At 52.3% G+C, this 18,605-nt stretch carries 15 protein-coding genes and 2 tRNA genes; 3 read left to right on the top strand and 14 right to left on the bottom strand.

From position 1 onward, the window contains the following. Nucleotides 1-32: 32 nt before the first annotated feature. From E4Z61_RS19730 to E4Z61_RS19675, 11 genes are all read right to left on the bottom strand, one after another. Nucleotides 33-1,967, bottom strand: coding sequence for a DEAD/DEAH family ATP-dependent RNA helicase (locus tag E4Z61_RS19730; RefSeq protein ID WP_135324184.1), 1,935 nt, complete (start codon nucleotides 1,965-1,967; stop codon nucleotides 33-35). Continuing rightward, nucleotides 1,960-2,040, bottom strand: a complete 81-nt coding sequence (yrbN, locus tag E4Z61_RS19725) for a protein YrbN (protein WP_010723222.1) — start codon at nucleotides 2,038-2,040, stop codon at nucleotides 1,960-1,962. Before yrbN ends, E4Z61_RS19730 begins: the two co-directional genes overlap by 8 nt. 106 nt (nucleotides 2,041-2,146) lie before the next feature. Beyond that, nucleotides 2,147-3,031 carry a lipoprotein NlpI gene (gene nlpI, locus E4Z61_RS19720; protein WP_096755537.1) on the bottom strand — a complete coding sequence of 295 codons (885 nt, stop codon included), beginning with the start codon at nucleotides 3,029-3,031 and terminating at the stop codon, nucleotides 2,147-2,149. Nucleotides 3,032-3,139: 108 nt separating this feature from the next. Then, nucleotides 3,140-5,272: a polyribonucleotide nucleotidyltransferase gene (gene pnp / locus E4Z61_RS19715; RefSeq protein WP_135324183.1), complete on the bottom strand. Its 2,133-nt coding sequence runs from the start codon at nucleotides 5,270-5,272 to the stop codon at nucleotides 3,140-3,142. 248 nt (nucleotides 5,273-5,520) lie between these two features. Continuing rightward, nucleotides 5,521-5,790, bottom strand: a complete 270-nt coding sequence (gene rpsO, locus E4Z61_RS19705) for a 30S ribosomal protein S15 (RefSeq protein WP_096755535.1) — start codon at nucleotides 5,788-5,790, stop codon at nucleotides 5,521-5,523. 148 nt (nucleotides 5,791-5,938) lie between these two features. Continuing rightward, nucleotides 5,939-6,883: a tRNA pseudouridine(55) synthase TruB gene (gene truB / locus E4Z61_RS19700; RefSeq protein ID WP_135324182.1), complete on the bottom strand. Its 945-nt coding sequence runs from the start codon at nucleotides 6,881-6,883 to the stop codon at nucleotides 5,939-5,941. After that, entirely contained in the window at nucleotides 6,883-7,287 is a 405-nt protein-coding gene (gene rbfA / locus E4Z61_RS19695; RefSeq protein ID WP_003024988.1) for a 30S ribosome-binding factor RbfA, read from the bottom strand. The genes truB and rbfA overlap by 1 nt, the downstream gene beginning before the upstream one ends. Before the next feature lie 150 nt (nucleotides 7,288-7,437). After that, entirely contained in the window at nucleotides 7,438-10,134 is a 2,697-nt protein-coding gene (gene infB / locus E4Z61_RS19690; protein ID WP_135324181.1) for a translation initiation factor IF-2, read from the bottom strand. Nucleotides 10,135-10,158: 24 nt separating this feature from the next. After that, nucleotides 10,159-11,646, bottom strand: coding sequence for a transcription termination factor NusA (nusA, locus tag E4Z61_RS19685; protein WP_096755531.1), 1,488 nt, complete (start codon nucleotides 11,644-11,646; stop codon nucleotides 10,159-10,161). 28 nt (nucleotides 11,647-11,674) lie between these two features. Further along, nucleotides 11,675-12,127 (bottom strand): ribosome maturation factor RimP, encoded by a 453-nt coding sequence (gene rimP / locus E4Z61_RS19680; protein ID WP_135911333.1) that lies wholly within the window; start codon nucleotides 12,125-12,127, stop codon nucleotides 11,675-11,677. A 207-nt stretch (nucleotides 12,128-12,334) separates the two neighbouring features. Next, a tRNA-Met gene (locus tag E4Z61_RS19675) sits at nucleotides 12,335-12,411 on the bottom strand. A gap of 345 nt (nucleotides 12,412-12,756) precedes the next feature. Between E4Z61_RS19675 and argG the strand changes: the two genes are divergently transcribed. Further along, the gene (gene argG, locus E4Z61_RS19670) at nucleotides 12,757-14,100 is read left to right on the top strand and encodes an argininosuccinate synthase (RefSeq protein WP_135324180.1); all 1,344 of its coding nucleotides are present in this window, start codon (nucleotides 12,757-12,759) and stop codon (nucleotides 14,098-14,100) included. 229 nt (nucleotides 14,101-14,329) lie between these two features. Here argG and E4Z61_RS19665 read toward each other — a convergent pair. The 3 genes from E4Z61_RS19665 to E4Z61_RS19655 form a co-directional block, all read right to left on the bottom strand. Beyond that, nucleotides 14,330-14,416: transfer RNA gene (locus tag E4Z61_RS19665), tRNA-Leu, on the bottom strand. A 13-nt stretch (nucleotides 14,417-14,429) separates the two neighbouring features. Then, nucleotides 14,430-14,762 carry a preprotein translocase subunit SecG gene (gene secG, locus E4Z61_RS19660; RefSeq protein WP_003025000.1) on the bottom strand — a complete coding sequence of 111 codons (333 nt, stop codon included), beginning with the start codon at nucleotides 14,760-14,762 and terminating at the stop codon, nucleotides 14,430-14,432. A 169-nt stretch (nucleotides 14,763-14,931) separates the two neighbouring features. Then, on the bottom strand, nucleotides 14,932-15,825 hold the full coding sequence (locus E4Z61_RS19655) for a LysR family transcriptional regulator (RefSeq protein WP_135324179.1): 894 nt from the start codon (nucleotides 15,823-15,825) through the stop codon (nucleotides 14,932-14,934). A 151-nt stretch (nucleotides 15,826-15,976) separates the two neighbouring features. Here E4Z61_RS19655 and iadA point away from each other — a divergent pair, with 151 nt between their 5' ends. Together iadA and dcuC are read left to right on the top strand one after the other, a co-directional pair. Then, a complete protein-coding gene (gene iadA, locus E4Z61_RS19650) occupies nucleotides 15,977-17,110 on the top strand; it encodes a beta-aspartyl-peptidase (RefSeq protein ID WP_135324178.1) in 1,134 nt (377 codons plus the stop codon). A gap of 10 nt (nucleotides 17,111-17,120) precedes the next feature. Continuing rightward, complete coding sequence (gene dcuC, locus E4Z61_RS19645) at nucleotides 17,121-18,587, top strand: C4-dicarboxylate transporter DcuC (RefSeq protein ID WP_135324177.1); 1,467 nt, start codon at nucleotides 17,121-17,123, stop codon at nucleotides 18,585-18,587. The last annotated feature ends 18 nt before the right edge of the window (nucleotides 18,588-18,605 follow it).

Here is an 18,605-nt window from a genome sequence, read left to right as displayed (position 1 = left end):
ATATTTTACTTTACGCTTTTAAGCCATTTGGCTTATGCGTCACCGCCGAAACGACGACGACCTGCGGAGTCATCACGGCGCGGAGCGGAAGCATCATCACGACGCGGAGCACGGCTGCCTTCACGACGTTCGCCGCTGAAACGACGACCATCACCACGACCACCTTCACGACGCTCAGTGCTGTTACCACGATTTTCACCACGGCCGCCTTCACGACGCTCACCGCTGAAACGACCACCGCCACGACGCTCGCCACCGGTGTGCGGTACTGCATCGCCAACCAGCTGCATGTTCATCGGCTTGTTCAGGATGCGAGTACGGGTAAAGTGCTGCAGCACGTCGCCCGGCATACCTTTCGGCAGTTCGATGGTGGAGTGCGTACCGAACAGCTTGATGTTACCGATGTAACGGCTGCTGATGTCGCCTTCGTTAGCGATCGCGCCAACGATATGACGAACTTCAACACCGTCATCACGGCCCACTTCAATGCGGTACAGCTGCATATCGCCAACGTCACGACGTTCACGACGCGGACGATCTTCACCACCACGCTCCGGACGGTCGCCACGTGGGCCACGATCGTTACGATCGCCACGCGGAGCACGTTCATCACGGTCACGGAATTCACGCTTCGGACGCATCGGTGCATCTGGCGGCAGGATCAGCGGACGTTCGCCCTGAGCCATTTTCAGCAGTGCTGCGGCCAGAGTTTCGATATCCAGCTCTTCTTCCGGCTGCATTTTCGCCAGCAGAGCACGGTACTGATCCAGATCGCTGCTTTCCAGCTGCTGCTGTACTTTTGCGGCGAATTTTTCCAGACGGCGTTTGCCCAGCAGATCTGCGTTCGGCAGTTCGACTTCCGGAATGGTCAGCTTCATAGTGCGTTCGATGTTACGCAGCAGACGACGCTCGCGGTTCTCAACGAACAGCAGAGCACGACCAGCACGACCCGCACGACCGGTACGGCCGATACGGTGAACGTAAGACTCGGAATCCATCGGGATATCATAGTTTACAACCAGGCTGATACGTTCAACGTCCAGGCCACGGGCCGCAACGTCGGTCGCAATCAGAATATCCAGACGACCATCTTTCAGACGTTCCAGAGTCTGCTCACGCAGTGACTGGTTCATGTCGCCGTTCAGTGCGGCGCTGCTGTAACCGCTACGCTCCAGCGCTTCTGCCACTTCCAGGGTCGCATTTTTGGTACGAACGAAGATAATCGCCGCGTCAAAATCTTCTGCTTCCAGGAAACGCACCAGCGCTTCATTTTTACGCATGCCCCAGACAGTCCAGTAGCTCTGGCTGATGTCAGGACGCGTGGTTACGCTGGACTGAATACGTACTTCCTGCGGCTCTTTCATAAAGCGGCGGGTAATACGACGGATCGCTTCCGGCATGGTTGCAGAGAACAGAGCAGTCTGATGACCTTCTGGGATCTGCGCCATAATCGTTTCAACGTCTTCGATGAAGCCCATACGCAGCATTTCATCGGCTTCGTCCAGCACTAAACCGCTCAGTTTAGAGAGGTTCAGGGTACCGCGCTTCAGGTGATCCAGCAGACGACCCGGCGTACCGACGACGATCTGCGGGCCCTGACGCAGGGCACGTAATTGCACGTCATAACGCTGGCCGCCGTAAAGGGCTACCACGTTCACGCCGTGCATGTGTTTAGAGAAATCCGTCATGGCTTCTGCAACCTGAACCGCCAGTTCGCGGGTCGGTGCCAGCACCAGAATCTGAGGTGCCTTCAGCTCAGGATCAAGATTGTTGAGCAGCGGTAAGGAGAACGCTGCAGTTTTGCCGCTACCGGTCTGGGCCATACCCAGAACATCGCGACCGCCCAGCAGATGCGGAATGCACTCTGCCTGGATTGGAGATGGTTTTTCGTAACCCAGATCGTTAAGGGCTTCAAGGATAGGAGCCTTCAGGCCCAGATCTGCAAAAGTGGTTTCGAATTCAGCCATGTAGTACGTGTGCCTCAAAATTAATGGCGGCCAGTCTACATAACTCATCATGAAATTGATCTGCAATTTTCATTGAAAAGTGTGAACCGGCTCAAAGTAGGTGTATTAACGAACAACAACGCCCTCACCGGTGAAGGTGATGGCAATCAAAAAAGATTACGGGCTGATGTGTACGTCAGCTATTGCTGGTCCGATTCTGCCAGGTCATCTTGGTCCTGGCCCAGGAGCGATAATTCCAACAATGCGTATCGGTGCTCAACAAAGTTATGAACGTTGTTAGCCACCGCCAGTTTGAACAATGCCGTAGCGTTGTCCAAATCCCCCAGACTTAGGTAGTACTTACCTAAATAGAAGTTGGTTTCACTGAGATGCTCAGCGAGCGAGGTGTTATCCGTTGCGTCCGCCTTCAGGCGTTCCATCAGCGTTGCTTCGCTAATGTTGCCCAGGTAGAACTCGACAATGTTCCATCCCCATTGCTCTTTATCCGATTTCTCGAAGCGCTGTATTAACGCCTCTTTAGCCTGCTTCTCATCGAGCTTCTGCTCGGCAAGATAAAGCCACAGACTACGGAATGGATCATTGGGATCGTCTTGATAAAACGCTAGCAGATCATCTTGCGCTAACTTGTCGCGACCGCCGTAATACAATGCGATACCGCGATTTAAGTGCGCGTAGTTGTAAGTTGGATCAAGCTCAAGTACAGAATCAAACGCTTCATAGGCAGCATCAAAATTGCCTGCCTGCGTTAAATATATACCTAAGTAATTGAATACTTCAGGCATATCTGGTCGGATTGCCAACGCTTGTGAAAAATCATTTCGCGCTAGTGCCCTCAGACCGAGACTATCATACAACACTCCGCGCTCATATAAAAGCTGTGCGCGTTCGTCATCGGTTAAAGCCCGACTGGCAAGAATTTGTTCCATACGTGCCAGAATCACTTCCTGCTGCAAAGTCGGTTGCAGTGGTACTGCGAGGACTTCACTCTTACGCCAGGCGGAATTACTGCATCCAGCCAGCGTGAGTGCTGTCGCAACGAAACACCAGCGCAAAAAAGGCTTCATTTCCCACTCCCGAAGACAACGATTGAATGAACGTCCTGTTCCCCGGTTGCTAACAAGGCTTCCTGCCGGGTTAAAGGCCCCCCGCTCACGCGGAGGGCAATGGCAACCTTACTCGCCCTGGCTTGCCGGTGCTTCCGGCGTAGCTTCTGGCTGAGACTGCTCAGTTGCTTCTTTAATGCTCAGACGGACGCGGCCCTGGCGATCAACTTCCAGAACTTTAACCGGTACTTCCTGACCCATCTGCAGGTAATCGGTCACTTTCTCTACGCGCTTGTCAGCGATCTGAGAGATGTGAACCAGACCTTCTTTACCACCACCGATGGCAACGAATGCGCCAAAGTCAACGATACGGGTCACTTTACCATTGTAGATACGGCCAACTTCGATTTCTGCAGTAATCTCTTCGATACGACGGATAGCATATTTTGCTTTTTCACCGTCGGTCGCAGCGATCTTCACAGTGCCATCATCTTCGATTTCGATGGTGGTACCGGTTTCTTCGGTCAGAGCACGGATAACAGAACCGCCTTTACCGATAACGTCTTTGATCTTGTCCGGGCTGATCTTAATAGTGTGGATACGCGGAGCAAACTGAGAAATGTCGCCGCGCGGCGCGTTGATCGCCTGTTCCATCACGCTCAGGATGTGCAGACGTGCACCTTTAGCCTGGTTCAGAGCAACCTGCATGATCTCTTTGGTGATACCTTCGATTTTGATATCCATCTGCAGCGCAGAGATACCATCGCGGGAACCGGCTACTTTAAAGTCCATGTCGCCCAAGTGATCTTCGTCACCCAGAATGTCAGACAGAACCACAAAGTTATCACCTTCTTTCACCAGGCCCATCGCGATACCCGCAACAGCGGCTTTAATCGGCACGCCTGCGTCCATCAGTGCCAGAGAAGCACCACACACGGAAGCCATGGAAGAAGAACCGTTAGATTCGGTGATTTCAGACACAACACGTACGGTGTACGGGAATTTGTCCAGTTCCGGCATCACTGCCAGTACGCCGCGTTTCGCCAGACGGCCGTGACCAATCTCACGACGCTTCGGAGAACCGACCATACCAGTTTCGCCTACGCAGTACGGAGGGAAGTTGTAGTGGAACAGGAAGTTGTCAGTACGCTCGCCCATCAGTTCGTCGAGGTTCTGTGCATCACGGGTGGTGCCCAGAGTCGCAGTGACCAGCGCCTGAGTTTCACCACGGGTGAACAGTGCGGAACCGTGAGTACGCGGCAGTACGCCTGTACGCACGTCCAGACCACGGATCATGTCTTTTTCACGGCCATCGATGCGCGGCTCACCTGCCAGTACACGGCTACGAACAACGTTTTTCTCGATAGCGTGCAGGATTTCACCCAGTTCGTTAGCGTCCAGAGTTTCATCTTCTGCAACCAGCGTAGCGATGGTTTCAGATTTGATCACGTCAACCTGAGCATAACGCTCTTGCTTGTCGGTGATGCGGTAAGCATCGCTCAGACGAGATTCTGCCAGCGCAGCAACGCGCGCATTCAGCGCTTCGTTGACGGCTTCTGGCTGCCAGTCCCAACGCGGTTTGCCGGCTTCTTTAACCAGCTCGTTGATTTCTTTGATAACAACCTGCTGCTGTTCGTGACCGAATACCACTGCGCCCAGCATCTGATCTTCGCTCAGCAGTTCAGCTTCGGATTCAACCATCAATACGGCAGCTTCAGTACCGGCAACAACCAGGTCCAGTTTGCTTTCTTTCAGTTCGTCCTGAGTCGGGTTCAGTACGTACTGGTCATTGATATAACCAACACGGGCAGAACCGATCGGGCCGTTGAACGGCAGGCCAGACAGGGACAGCGCAGCGGATGCGCCGATCATTGCCACGATATCCGGGTTAACCTGCGGGTTAACGGAAACGACGGTTGCAATAACCTGAACTTCGTTAATGAAACCTTCCGGGAACAGCGGACGAACCGGGCGGTCAATCAGACGCGCGATCAGGGTTTCGCCTTCACTCGGACGGCCTTCACGGCGGAAGAAGCTACCCGGGATACGGCCAGCAGCGTAGGTACGCTCCTGATAGTTAACGGTCAGCGGGAAGAAATCCTGGCCCGGCTTGGTTTTTTTCTGACCAACAACGGTAACAAATACCGCGGTGTCATCCATGCTAACCATAACAGCAGCAGTTGCCTGACGTGCCATCATGCCGGTTTCCAGCGTTACGGTATGTTGGCCGTACTGGAATTTACGAACGATCGGATTAAGCAAAATAATATCCTTTCTCTTTTTTTAACGGCGTATTTATACACGCCATCGTTAATACCCGATCTTCTGCGCATCCTCGCGACTAATGACAACCCTAACCCACGCGTATTGGGTAAAGCCTCTCATTAGCCGCGCGAACCTCTGCAACGGAAGATCATTCATAGCAACAATACATTAGTTTCCAGCGGATTGCTGCCATCTGCTGGAAAAAAGGGGCCATGAAGGCCCCCTCTTTCTGAAACTCGAAAGACTTAGCGACGCAGGCCCAGACGCTCGATCAGCGCGGTGTAGCGTGCAACATCTTTACGCTTCAGGTAGTCGAGCAGTTTACGACGCTGAGAAACCATACGCAGCAGACCACGACGGCTGTGGTGATCTTTTTTGTGTTCAGAGAAGTGACCCTGCAGGTGGTTAATCTGTGCAGTCAACAGAGCAACCTGAACATCGGTAGAACCGGTGTCGTTTGCATCACGACCAAACTCAGAAACAATTTTAGCTGTAGCTTCAGTACTTAGAGACATTTTAAAACTCCAAAGTGTTAAGAATGAAAGGATGCCGATCTCTAATTCAGCGATCCCAGTGTACGCCGCGCGAACTGTTAAATAATTTACGCGACGTTAAGCGGCAGTATTCTACTCGCAGCGCCTGCTTATCGCAAGACAGAGAGCGCTATGCAGGATACTCAACCACCAGTCGACGGGGTGCAACACGACCTTCATCGTCGATCTCACCCATGCCGATAAATTTGCCGTCATCACCTTCCGTCACGCGAACCAGCCCTTCCAGCGGTACGCCCGACGTGCGCACCGGATTACCATTTTTAAAGTAAACCGATGACGTTAAAGGCAGATTAACCACCGGATAGTCCGATGCCGGACTGTCCATTGGCATCAGCAAAGGATCAAGTAGTTGCGCCGCTGGAATGCTCTGCTGTTCGGCCTGTTCAACCAGGCTGTGCAAATGCTCCAGCGTAACCATACGATCCACCGGATATTTGCTGACCGTCAGACGGCGCAGGTACGTCACATGCGCACCACATCCGAGTTTCTCGCCCAGATCGTCAACAATCGTTCGAATGTACGTTCCTTTGGAGCAATGGACTTCCAACTCCAGTTCGTTACCTTCGTGACGGATAAACAGCAGTTCGTAAACGGTAATCGGTCTGGCTTCACGCGGTACTTCAATACCCTGACGTGCATACTCATACAGCTTTTTACCCTGATACTTCAGCGCTGAGTACATCGACGGGATTTGTTCGATATCGCCACGAAACGTCTCCAGTGCACTGGCTAGCTGTTCCGGAGTAAACGTCACCGGACGCTCCTGCACAATTTGCCCATCGGCATCGGAGGTATCAGTACGCTGGCCCAGACGGGCAACCACGCGATAACGTTTGTCAGAGTCCAGCAGATACTGCGAAAACTTTGTCGCTTCTCCGAGACAGATAGGCAGCATGCCTGTCGCCAGCGGATCCAGCGCGCCAGTATGACCGGCACGGTTGGCATTGTAGAGGCGCTTTACTTTTTGCAGTACGTCATTGCTGGACATGCCCTGCGGCTTATCCAGCAACAGAACACCATGAATGTCGCGACCACGACGACGAGGACGACTCATTAGTCCTCCTTGCTGTCGTCCGCAGGATTCACACGACGTTCATCGTCATGTTTCACCACGCTGGTCACCAGGTTAGACATGCGCATCCCTTCGACCAACGAGTTGTCGTAGAAGAAGGTCAGTTCCGGCACGATACGCAGGCGCATAGCTTTACCCAGCAACGAGCGGATAAACCCAGAAGCTTCCTGCAATGCTTTAATACCGTTCTTCACAGCAGCTTCGTCCTGGTCGTTCAGGAAGGTCACGAACACTTTGGCATACGCCAGGTCACGAGACATCTCAACGCCGGACACGGTAGTCATCATGCCTACACGTGGATCTTTAATTTCGCGTTGCAGGATGAGTGCGATCTCTTTTTGCATCTCCTGGGCCACGCGCTGCGGGCGACCAAATTCTTTCGCCATAATAAATTCTCCAGAATAAAGACAAAAAAGGGGCCATAAGCCCCTTTTTAAATTTCATTGCCGGGTGGCGCTTAGCTTACCCGGCCTACCTCAAATAAGCTTCTATGGATTGAGCGGCCAACACAGCAGCAGCCCAAAAGACAACGAAGATTATGCGATGGTACGTTTGATTTCGATGATTTCGAATACTTCGATCATATCGCCAACGCGAACGTCGTTGTAGTTCTTAACGCCGATACCACATTCCATGCCGTTACGGACTTCGTTAACGTCATCTTTGAAGCGGCGCAGGGATTCCAGCTCGCCTTCATAGATAACCACGTTGTCACGCAGAACGCGGATTGGGTTGTGACGTTTAATCGTACCTTCGGTAACCATACAACCTGCGATGGCGCCGAATTTCGGAGATTTGAACACGTCACGCACTTCAGCCAGACCAATGATCTGCTGTTTCAGTTCCGGAGACAGCATGCCGCTCATCGCTGCTTTCACTTCGTCGATCAAGTGATAGATGACGGAGTAGTAACGCAGATCCAGGCTTTCAGATTCAATCACTTTACGCGCAGAGGCATCAGCACGTACGTTGAAGCCAACCAGAATCGCGTTGGATGCCGCAGCCAGCGTGGCGTCGGTTTCGGTGATACCACCTACGCCAGAACCGATGATCTTCACTTTAACTTCGTCAGTAGACAGTTTCAGCAAGGAGTCGGAGATCGCTTCGACAGAACCCTGAACGTCAGCTTTCAGGACGACGTTCACTTCGTGAACTTCGCCTTCGGTCATGTTAGCGAACATGTTCTCGAGTTTAGATTTCTGCTGGCGAGCCAGTTTAACTTCACGGAATTTGCCCTGACGATACAGTGCAACTTCACGAGCTTTCTTCTCGTCACGTACGACGGTAACTTCGTCACCGGCAGCCGGAACACCGGACAGACCCAAGATTTCCACCGGAATGGACGGACCTGCTTCCAGTACTTCCTGACCCAGTTCGTTACGCATTGCACGAACACGGCCGTATTCAAAGCCACACAGTACGATGTCGCCTTTGTTCAGCGTACCTTCACGTACCAGAACCGTTGCAACCGGACCACGACCTTTATCCAGGAAGGATTCGATTACGGCACCGCTCGCCATACCTTTACGTACCGCTTTCAGTTCCAGAACTTCAGCCTGCAGCAGGATAGCGTTCAGCAGGTCATCAATACCGGTACCTGCTTTCGCAGAAACTGGGATGAACTGAGATTCGCCGCCCCACTCTTCCGGCATAACACCGTACTGGGACAGTTCGTTCTTCACGCGATCCAGATCGGCTTCTGGCTTATCAATTTTGTTCACTGCAACAACCAGAGGCACCTGCGCCGCTTTCGCGTGCTGAATAGCTTCAATGGTCTGCGGCATCACGCCGTCATCTGCAGCAACAACCAGAACAACGATATCCGTTGCCTGAGCACCACGAGCACGCATAGAGGTAAACGCGGCGTGACCCGGGGTATCCAGGAAGGTGATCATACCGTTGTCAGTTTCAACGTGGTACGCACCGATGTGCTGAGTAATGCCGCCCGCTTCGCCAGAGGCCACTTTCGTTGAACGAATGTAGTCCAGCAGAGAGGTTTTACCGTGGTCAACGTGACCCATGATGGTCACGACCGGTGCACGAGCTTCAGCCGCAGCACCTGTATCACGGTCGCTCATTACTGCTTCTTCCAGTTCGTTTTCACGACGCAGGATAACTTTGTGGCCCATCTCTTCGGCAACCAGCTGTGCGGTTTCCTGATCGATAACCTGGTTGATGGTCGCCATCGCACCCAGCTTCATCATCGCTTTGATGACCTGAGAGCCTTTAACAGCCATCTTGTTCGCCAGTTCACCAACGGTGATGGTTTCGCCAATCACAACGTCACGGTTAACAGCCTGAGCTGGCTTCTGGAAGCCCTGCTGCAGAGAAGAACCTTTACGCTGCTTGCCGCCTTTACCGCCGCGAACCGCTGCACGCGCTTCTTCACGATCGGCTTTAGATTCAGCGTGCTTATTGCCTTTCTTCGCCGGACGCGCTGCTTTCGTGGTGCGAGTACGGCCACGGCCGCCTTCTACTTCACGATCGTTTTCGTCTTCTGCCTGGCGAGCATGCTGAGAAGTGGTGACGTGATAATCGCTCTTATCTTCTTCACCTTTTGCTTTCTCTTGCTCTGCCCAAACACCGGCATTTTCTTCCGCCATACGACGGGCTTCTTCAGCCACACGGCGAGCTTCTTCTTCAAGCTTGCGACGCGCTTCTTCTTCCGCTTTACGCTTCAGTTCTGCGGCTTCATTTTCACGGCGGGCTTTTTCGGCCTGGGCGGTTTTAGTCATATCGTCGGTCTGTTGATTGCTCACTTTGTCTTTTTCCGCAGCTTCACGTTTCGCTTTATCAGCGGCTTCACGTTTAGCTTGTTCTGCGGCCTCACGTTCGGCTTTTTGTTGCGCCTCGCGTTTAGCAGTTTCTTCTGCCTCACGACGGGCTTGCTCTTCCGCTTCACGCTGCGCCTGCTCTTCCGCGGCAAGGCGTTCAGCCTCTTGCGGATCGCGTTTCACAAAGGTGCGTGTCTTGCGGACTTCGATTTGTACCGATTTGCTTTTTCCACCGGTACCAGGAATATTGAGAGTACTGCGCGTTTTACGCTGCAATGTCAACTTATCTGGTGCAGAGCCGTTTTCACGGTTCAGGTGCGCCAGTAAGGTTTGTTTCTCTTGTGCTGACACAGAGTCGTCAGCAGACTTTGGGATACCTGCATCAGCAAATTGCTGTACCAGGCGATCCACGGAGGTCTGTATCTCTGCAGCCAGCGTTTTTACGGTTACATCTGTCATACTGTTCCTTCCTGCTACAGTTTATTACGCTTCGTCGCCGAACCAGCAAATATTACGGGCAGCCATAATCAGCTCACCGGCTTTTTCGTCGGTCAACCCTTCGATATCAGCCAGATCATCAATGCCCTGTTCAGCGAGATCTTCCAGCGTACAAACACCACGGGCAGCCAGTTTGAAGGCCATATCACGATCTAATCCTTCCAGATTCAGCAGATCGTCAGCCGGTTTGTTATCACCGAGGCTTTCTTCCTGGGCCAGTGCCAGAGTGGTCAGTGCGTTTTTAGCACGCTCGCGCAGCGCTTCAACGGTTGCTTCATCAAGGCCGTCAATTGCCAACAGCTCTTTCATTGGCACGTAGGCCAGTTCTTCCAGCGTAGCAAAACCTTCTTCTACCAGAACAGTCGCGAAATCTTCATCGATATCGAGATATTTGGTGAAGGTGTCAATGGCGGCATGCGCTTCAGCCTGATGCTTAGCCTGCAGGTCATCAACGGTCATTACGTTGAGTTCCCAACCGCTAAGCTGTGACGCCAGGCGGACGTTCTGACCATTACGTCCAATCGCCTGAGCCAGGTTACCGGCTTCAACCGCGATATCCATGGTGTGTTTGTCTTCATCCACCACGATAGATGCGACGTCTGCAGGCGCCATTGCGTTGATCACGAACTGTGCCGGGTTATCATCCCACAGGACGATATCGATACGCTCGCCGCCCAGTTCGGTAGAAACCGCCTGAACGCGCGCACCGCGCATACCCACGCAAGCACCCACCGGATCGATACGCTTATCGTTGGTTTTCACCGCGATTTTCGCACGAGAACCCGGATCGCGAGCCGCCGCTTTAATTTCAATGACTTCTTCGCCAATTTCTGGCACTTCGATGCGGAACAGTTCAATCAGCATTTCCGGCTTGGAACGCGTCACAAACAGTTGCGCGCCGCGCGCTTCCGGGCGAACGGAGTACAGAACACCACGAATACGGTCACCCGGACGGAAGTTTTCACGCGGCAGCATGTCTTCACGCAGGATCACAGCTTCAGCATTGCTGCCGAGGTCCAGTGCAATATTGTCGCGGTTAACTTTCTTCACCACACCAGTGACGATCTCGCCTTCGTGCTCGCGGAATTGATCAACAACCATTGCACGTTCAGCTTCACGTACTTTCTGTACGATAACCTGCTTCGCAGTCTGGGTGGTGATACGGTCAAAGGTGACTGATTCAATCTGATCTTCAACGTACTCACCCACGTTCAGACTTTCGTCTTCGTAACGTGCAGCTTCCAGAGTGATTTCTTTAGTTGGCTGAGTGACCTCTTCCACAATTACCCAACGGCGGAAAGTGTCGAAATCACCGCTTTTACGATCGATCTCTACGCGAACGTCGATCTCTTGTTCGTATTTTTTCTTTGTTGCTGTAGCCAGCGCACTTTCCAGCGCTTCAAAAATTTTCTCGCGTGGCAGCGATTTTTCATTGGATACGGCTTCAACAACAGCCAAAATTTCTTTGTTCATCGCGGGCTTTTCACCTCAATCCAGACTGTTAAAAGTGGGGAACCAGGTTCGCCTTCTGGATATTACTCAGCGCGAACACTTCATCTTTACCGTCGACTGTGACAGTGATCATCTCACCGTCCACCGCTTTGATAACGCCCTGCCATTTACGGCGATTTTGTACCGCCATACGAAGAACCAGCGTGACTTCTTCACCCAGGAAACGCACGTAGTGTTCAGCCGTGAACATAGGACGGTCGAGACCCGGTGAGGAGACTTCCAGGTTATAAGCAACGGTGATGGGATCTTCAACGTCCATCACGGCGCTAACCTGGTGGCTCACATCAGCACAATCATCAACATTGATGCCATCTTCACTATCAATATAGATGCGCAGTGTGGATGTGCGACCGCGAATAAATTCGATGCCGACCAGCTCGTACCCCAAGGCTTCAACTGGTGCTTTAATCATCTCTGTTAATTTTTGCTCTAATGTGGACAAGCCCACCCCCAAGACATAAAAAAAGGGCCTAAAGCCCAGTTATTCTGTAATCAGATAACAAAAAACCCCGATAAATCGGGGCTTTAGATAACTGAACCCTATAACCGCACCTGCGGTTCGGAGAACCTTCCGAAAGAATTTTTTTCAAATCCAGCTACGAAGGCCTAAGTCTTCACAGTATATTTGAAAAAGAACTCTAAGGGAAAGTGGTTGCGGGGGCCGGATTTGAACCGACGACCTTCGGGTTATGAGCCCGACGAGCTACCAGGCTGCTCCACCCCGCGCCTGAAACGTGGCAAATTTTACTCGTTTTGGGTAAAAAATGCAAATACTGCTGGGATTTGGTACCGAGGACGGGACGTAAAATCTGCGCACAGTATATTGATTATCTATGCCTTATGTCAACCTTGTTACTAGTATGCAAATGAATGAATGCCAGCCTACGCAAATTTAGCGAGGCCCGGCAAAGATAAATATGCCTTCACTGCCGTTATTTAACGAAATTATCACTAAACTCTTCCTGTCACCGTTAAAAGGTGATTAAATGAAAACTCATTTATTTTGCATAAAAATGCACTTAGCATAAAAAACCGACCTCTTCACCAGTCAATCAAGCAGGGTTTTATTTTATGACGACGATTCTCAAGCATCTTCCGGTAGGTCAACGTATTGGTATCGCTTTTTCCGGCGGCCTGGACACCAGTGCTGCACTGCTGTGGATGCGACAAAAAGGGGCTGTCCCATATGCATATACTGCGAATTTGGGCCAGCCGGATGAGGATGACTATGACGCCATCCCTCGCCGTGCAATGGAATATGGTGCTGAGAACGCTCGCCTGGTTGATTGCCGCAAGCAACTGGTTGCCGAAGGGATCGCAGCAATTCAATGTGGTGCGTTCCATAACACCACCGGCGGACTGACTTATTTCAACACTACGCCGCTGGGCCGCGCGGTGACCGGCACTATGTTGGTGGCTGCCATGAAAGAAGACGGCGTCAATATCTGGGGGGATGGCAGCACCTATAAAGGTAACGATATTGAGCGTTTCTATCGTTACGGTTTGCTGACTAATGCCGAACTACAGATTTACAAACCGTGGCTGGACACCGACTTCATCGACGAGCTCGGTGGTCGCCACGAGATGTCGGAATTTATGATCGCCTGCGGTTTTGACTACAAAATGTCTGTCGAAAAAGCGTATTCCACCGACTCCAATATGCTCGGGGCAACGCACGAAGCAAAAGATCTGGAATTCCTCAACTCCAGCCTCAAGATTGTGAACCCAATTATGGGCGTCAAGTTCTGGGATGAGAGCGTGAAGATCCCGGCGGAAGAAGTGACCGTCCGTTTTGAGCAGGGCCATCCGGTTGCGCTGAACGGCAAAACCTTCAGCGACGACGTAGAGATGATGATGGAAGCCAACCGCATTGGCGGTCGTCATGGCCTGGGTATGAGCGATCAGATTGAAAACCGTATTATCGAAGCGAAAAGCCGTGGCATTTACGAAGCTCCGGGGATGGCGCTGCTGCACATCGCCTATGAGCGCCTGCTGACCGGTATCCATAACGAAGACACCATCGAGCAGTATCACGCTCATGGTCGTCAGTTGGGTCGTCTGCTGTATCAGGGTCGCTGGTTTGACTCCCAGGCGCTGATGCTGCGTGATGGCCTGCAACGCTGGGTCGCGAGCCAAATCACCGGAGAAGTGACGCTGGAGCTGCGTCGCGGTAACGACTATTCCATTATGAATACCGTCTCCGATAACCTGACCTACAAACCAGAACGTCTGACCATGGAGAAAGGCGATTCCGTCTTCTCACCGGACGATCGTATCGGACAGTTGACCATGCGTAACCTGGATATCACCGATACCCGCGAGAAACTGTTCGGCTACGCGCAGTCTGGTTTGCTGACTGCCTCTTCTGCAACCGGTCTGCCGCAGGTAGAGAATCTGGAAAACAAAGCGAAGTAATCGCCAACAGAAATGACAAAAGCCGCGCAAGCGGCTTTTTTATACACCGAACTTGAGAGCTGTAGTCACGTAGTGTGAAGGTGTGAGTAACTCGTAGGCCTGATAAGCGAAGCACCATCAGGCAAATTATCGGATGGCGACGTAAACGCCTTATCCGAGCTACGAATTACGGGTCAAAATATACAGACGAAAAAAAAGACGCTTTGCAGCGTCTTTTTCTTTGGAATATTGGTACTGAGGATGGGACTCGAACCCACAAGCCCGTTAGGGCACTACCACCTCAAGGTAGCGTGTCTACCAATTCCACCACCTCAGCACAGATACTACTATTAACGCGGGATATCGCTGGTCGGCTGAGCCGGAGCAGCTGGCTGAGTTTGCTCGGTTTTCGCCGGTGCACTCAGATTTTCCCACTCGCTTCCTTTATTGGTCTTATTGCTGTTCATGTTACCCAGCACCAGACTGATAATGAAGAACAAGGTTCCCAATACAGCTGTCATTCGGGTCATGAAGTTACCAGAACCACTTGAACCAAACAGTGTACCAGAAGCGCCTGCGCCAAAAGAGGCTCCCATATCAGCGCCTTTACCTTGCTGCAGCATGATCAAGCCCACCAGGCCAATTGCCACAATAAGGAAAACTACTAAAAGAGCTTCGTGCATAATCAACCTGTTCCTTGCGGAGTTGCCGCGTACCAATGCTTCGACCATTAAAGCGGGAATGTTTTACTGTTTCCCACTGAAGCGGGTGTGAATACTAACCAAAGCGAATAACCTTCGCAAGGGCAATTTAAGTGTATTGTATCAACTGAAGAAAAAATCGCCACATCAATCAAAAACGCAGCAATTTATCCCAGCATCGCTGCATGACGGGTCGCTGATCGTCAAGGTTTGCCCAAACAACAACCGGAATCTCACCAATCAGATCTGAATTGTCTGGCCAGCAGTGGATAATCTCATGATTCACTAATTCTTCTGCCACCATCGACTCGGGCAGCCATGCTATTCCCATATGGCGCAGCACCATTTCACGGATCGTTTCGCTTAACCCACTCTCAAAGACCTTTTTCAGCCGTGGGTGAACATGTTGCTCTAGCGGATCAATAATGCGTCTGACAAAGGTATAGTCGCTATAGCAAAGCCATGGGATCGAGGTATCAGGATCATCAAGCTTATCTGCCAGTTGGGCTGAAATAACCGGGATGAACCGCTCATATCGCCACAATGAGCGTTTTAGCCCCCCGGCAATCTCCAGCCCCGGCTGTGAAGACGGCAAATCGTAGGTCACCAGAAAATCAATTTTCCGGTTTATCAGCGCATTAAAGTGGTTATCAATCCCCTGGATACTGGCATTTACCGTAAAGCTTAATTGCGGTTCGCTTTGGCGCAGGTAATTGATCATATCAGGCAGGATATTCACCGACAGCGTGTGCAGACTGACCATCACCAGCGTGTTTTCTGTTGTCGGCATCATGGCAGCCAGTTCATGACGCGCCTCCGTCAGCGTATTGAGAACATGTCGGGCATAGGGTTCAAACCGTTCACCATAACGGGTTAACGTAACGGGGGTCGTGGTGCGGTCAAATAGCGGGACGCCTAACATCTCCTCCAGCGCTTTAATACGCCGACTTAGCGCGGGCTGAGTAATATGCCGCTGTATTGCCGCCAGGGAGTAATTCCCATGCTGACTTAAGGCCAGGAAATCGTCTAACCACTTACTATCCACGTTTCATTCTCCACCATTCCATATCCGTATCCTCCGATAACAAATCGGAAATAGTCACAGTTATAGTAATGGCTTTAGTGTGGTCCGCATAACAACAATATTCCGTTTCACCTGCCGAGTCTCCCTCCCCTTGACGTTTGACAGGATTGATATGTTTACTTTACTGACCAATGCCCGTGTATTTTCCCCGGAGGATTTAGGCCTCCGCTCTCTGCTCATTCATGCCGATCGTATTGTGGCAGTAGACAAAGATATTTCTCGCTTCGATGGCGTCAACGAGGTCATCGATTGCCGGGGCAAATGGGTTATCCCAGGCATCATCGATCAGCATGTGCATCTTACCGGTGGCGGTGGCGAAGCTGGATTTGCCAGCCGAACGCCTGCCGTCAAGCTTCGCGATCTGATTCAGGCGGGTATTACCACTGTTGTCGGCGTATTAGGTACCGATGCTATTTCTCGCTCGCCCAAAGATCTGTACGCCAAAATGCAGTCTCTGAATCTGGAGGGCGTGCGTGCGTTTATGCATACCGGAGCTTACGCGGTGCCCAGCCCGACGATTACGCAGTCCATCCGCGATGACATGGCCTTTATCCCGGCTATTCTCGGCGTTAAAATCGCCCTCGCTGACCACCGTGGTTCATACCCCTCTTTCCAGGAATTACTGAGGATAGTCAGCGATATCCGCGTGGCCTCACTGCTGGCTGGGAAAAAAGGACTGCTGCATGTGCACCTGGGTAACCTGCCGGAAGGGATGTCGCAACTTATCGCACTTTGCGATGCCGGGATCCCGATTCACCATATTTCTCCGACTCATGTGGCAAGAACCGAAGCCCTATTCAGCCAGGCTATCGATTTCGCCCATCGCGGCGGCCATATTGACGTGACATCTGGCGGCAGCCGTTTTATGCCTCAGGAAGAGGCTATCCTCCACGCACTGGAAGCTCAGGTCCCCGCCGAGCGCATTACCATCAGCTCGGATGGCAATGGCAGCGTGCCGCGCTTTAACGCCCAGGGCATCGTTGAAGGTTTAAGCGCGGCACCTGTCGCAGGCAACCTGAACCTGCTTCCTCGCCTGATTGATATTGGTATTCCTGTCGCACAGGCCGTTGCCATGATGACGGCAAACGTTGCCCGCTCGCTCGGTATTTCCGGCGGCATGCTCTGCGCTGGAGAACGTGCCGATATCTGCGTACTCAATGATGACCTCTCGCTTGCCCATCTGTTCGCTGCGGGTAAGCCGTTACTGCGTGATGGTGAATGCCTGGTCAACGGCAATTTTGAGTGAGGAGGCGAGAATGTCATTACTGCTGGCGCTAGTCGCCATTGTCTTTGCCGGGCGGCTAATCCTGAAAAAATATCACCCTCAGTCTGTGCTGCTACTGACCGGGATTGCGCTGTTACTCATCGCCCATTTTAGCGGGATGACCACGCTCAGTAGCCTGGTGAAGAAAAGCACCGGATTTGGCCCCTTTGATGCGTTTGAGTTTATCCGCGATACCCTGAGCGTGCGTCTTGGCGGCCTTGGGCTGCAAATTATGCTGATAGGTGGCTTTGCTACCTATATGTCAGCCATTGGCGCAAGCCAGGTGCTGGTCCGGGTTACCTCGCGGCCATTACAGCGCCTGAACTCCCCTTATCTGCTGCTCGGGCTGGCATTATTGCTGGGTCAATTCTTGTCGCTGTTTATCAGCAGCGCCACCGGGCTGGGTCTGCTGTTGATGGCGACGCTGTACCCGCTGCTGACCCGTCTTGGCTGTAGTCGCGCCGCCGTTGCCGCCGTTATCGCCAGCACCTGTGCGGTTGAATTTGGCCCAGGTTCTGGTAACTCGGTTCTCGCCGCCAAAACCGCAGGCATCGAGGTGGTGAACTATTTCGTGCAGGATCAATTGCCGATCGTCGTGCCCGTCATTCTGTTCATCGCCCTGCTGCATATTGTTGTGCAACGCTTTTTCGACCGTCGGGAAAGTGGTGACAATGTGGCTCAGCAGATGCAGACATTAACGTCGACCGATGAAGCTGACGCACCTATCGCCTGGCTGTTTTTGCCCATGCTGCCGCTAGTGTTGATGCTGGTGTGCAGTGATTTAGTATTCAGTTCACTTAAGATTACGCTGGATACCGCCGTACTGATAAGCCTTGCTATTACCCTGGCATGTGAGTACTGCCGCCATCGTAAGGCGCGCGAGGTGATGGCTGGCGTACAAAAAGTCTTCGACAGCATGGGCAGCGTGTTTGCCACCGTCGTGACGCTGATTATCGCCGGTGAAGTTTTTTCTGCCGGGCTGAAAGCCATTGGCGCCGTCGACGCACTGCTGTCACTTTCTGGTGAATTTGGTCTCAGCGCCGCCTCGATAATCTTGCTAATGACCCTGATCACCTTTGCGATTTCCGCACTGATGGGCTCCGGGAATGCGGCGTTCTTCTCCTTCGCCCCAATGGTGCCGGACATCAGCCGCCATATCGGCAGCGATATCGCCGTGATGATGCTGCCTATTCAGATATCGGCGGGTATTGGTCGGACGTTATCGCCCATTGCTGGCGTGATCATTGCCATCGCCGGGATCGCAGGCGTATCGCCGGTAGACATTGTCAAACGTACCGCGATTCCGATGTTGGGAGGGTGGTTGCTGATGATTGTACTGACATTTGCACGTTCAGGACATTTGCTGGCGGTACTGCCGTGGCTGGCGGGTCTTGTGCTAATAATGGCCGGGGGCTATTTCTGGCAACATCGACGCAAACAGGCACTTTCAGTAGGATAAAAAAAGCCGGAGTCCTAG

The organism is Citrobacter tructae (genome assembly GCF_004684345.1).
Classification (GTDB): domain Bacteria; phylum Pseudomonadota; class Gammaproteobacteria; order Enterobacterales; family Enterobacteriaceae; genus Citrobacter; species Citrobacter tructae.
Note: the sequence above shows the minus strand (reverse complement) of the source record. Positions and strands in the feature narration are given on the sequence as shown.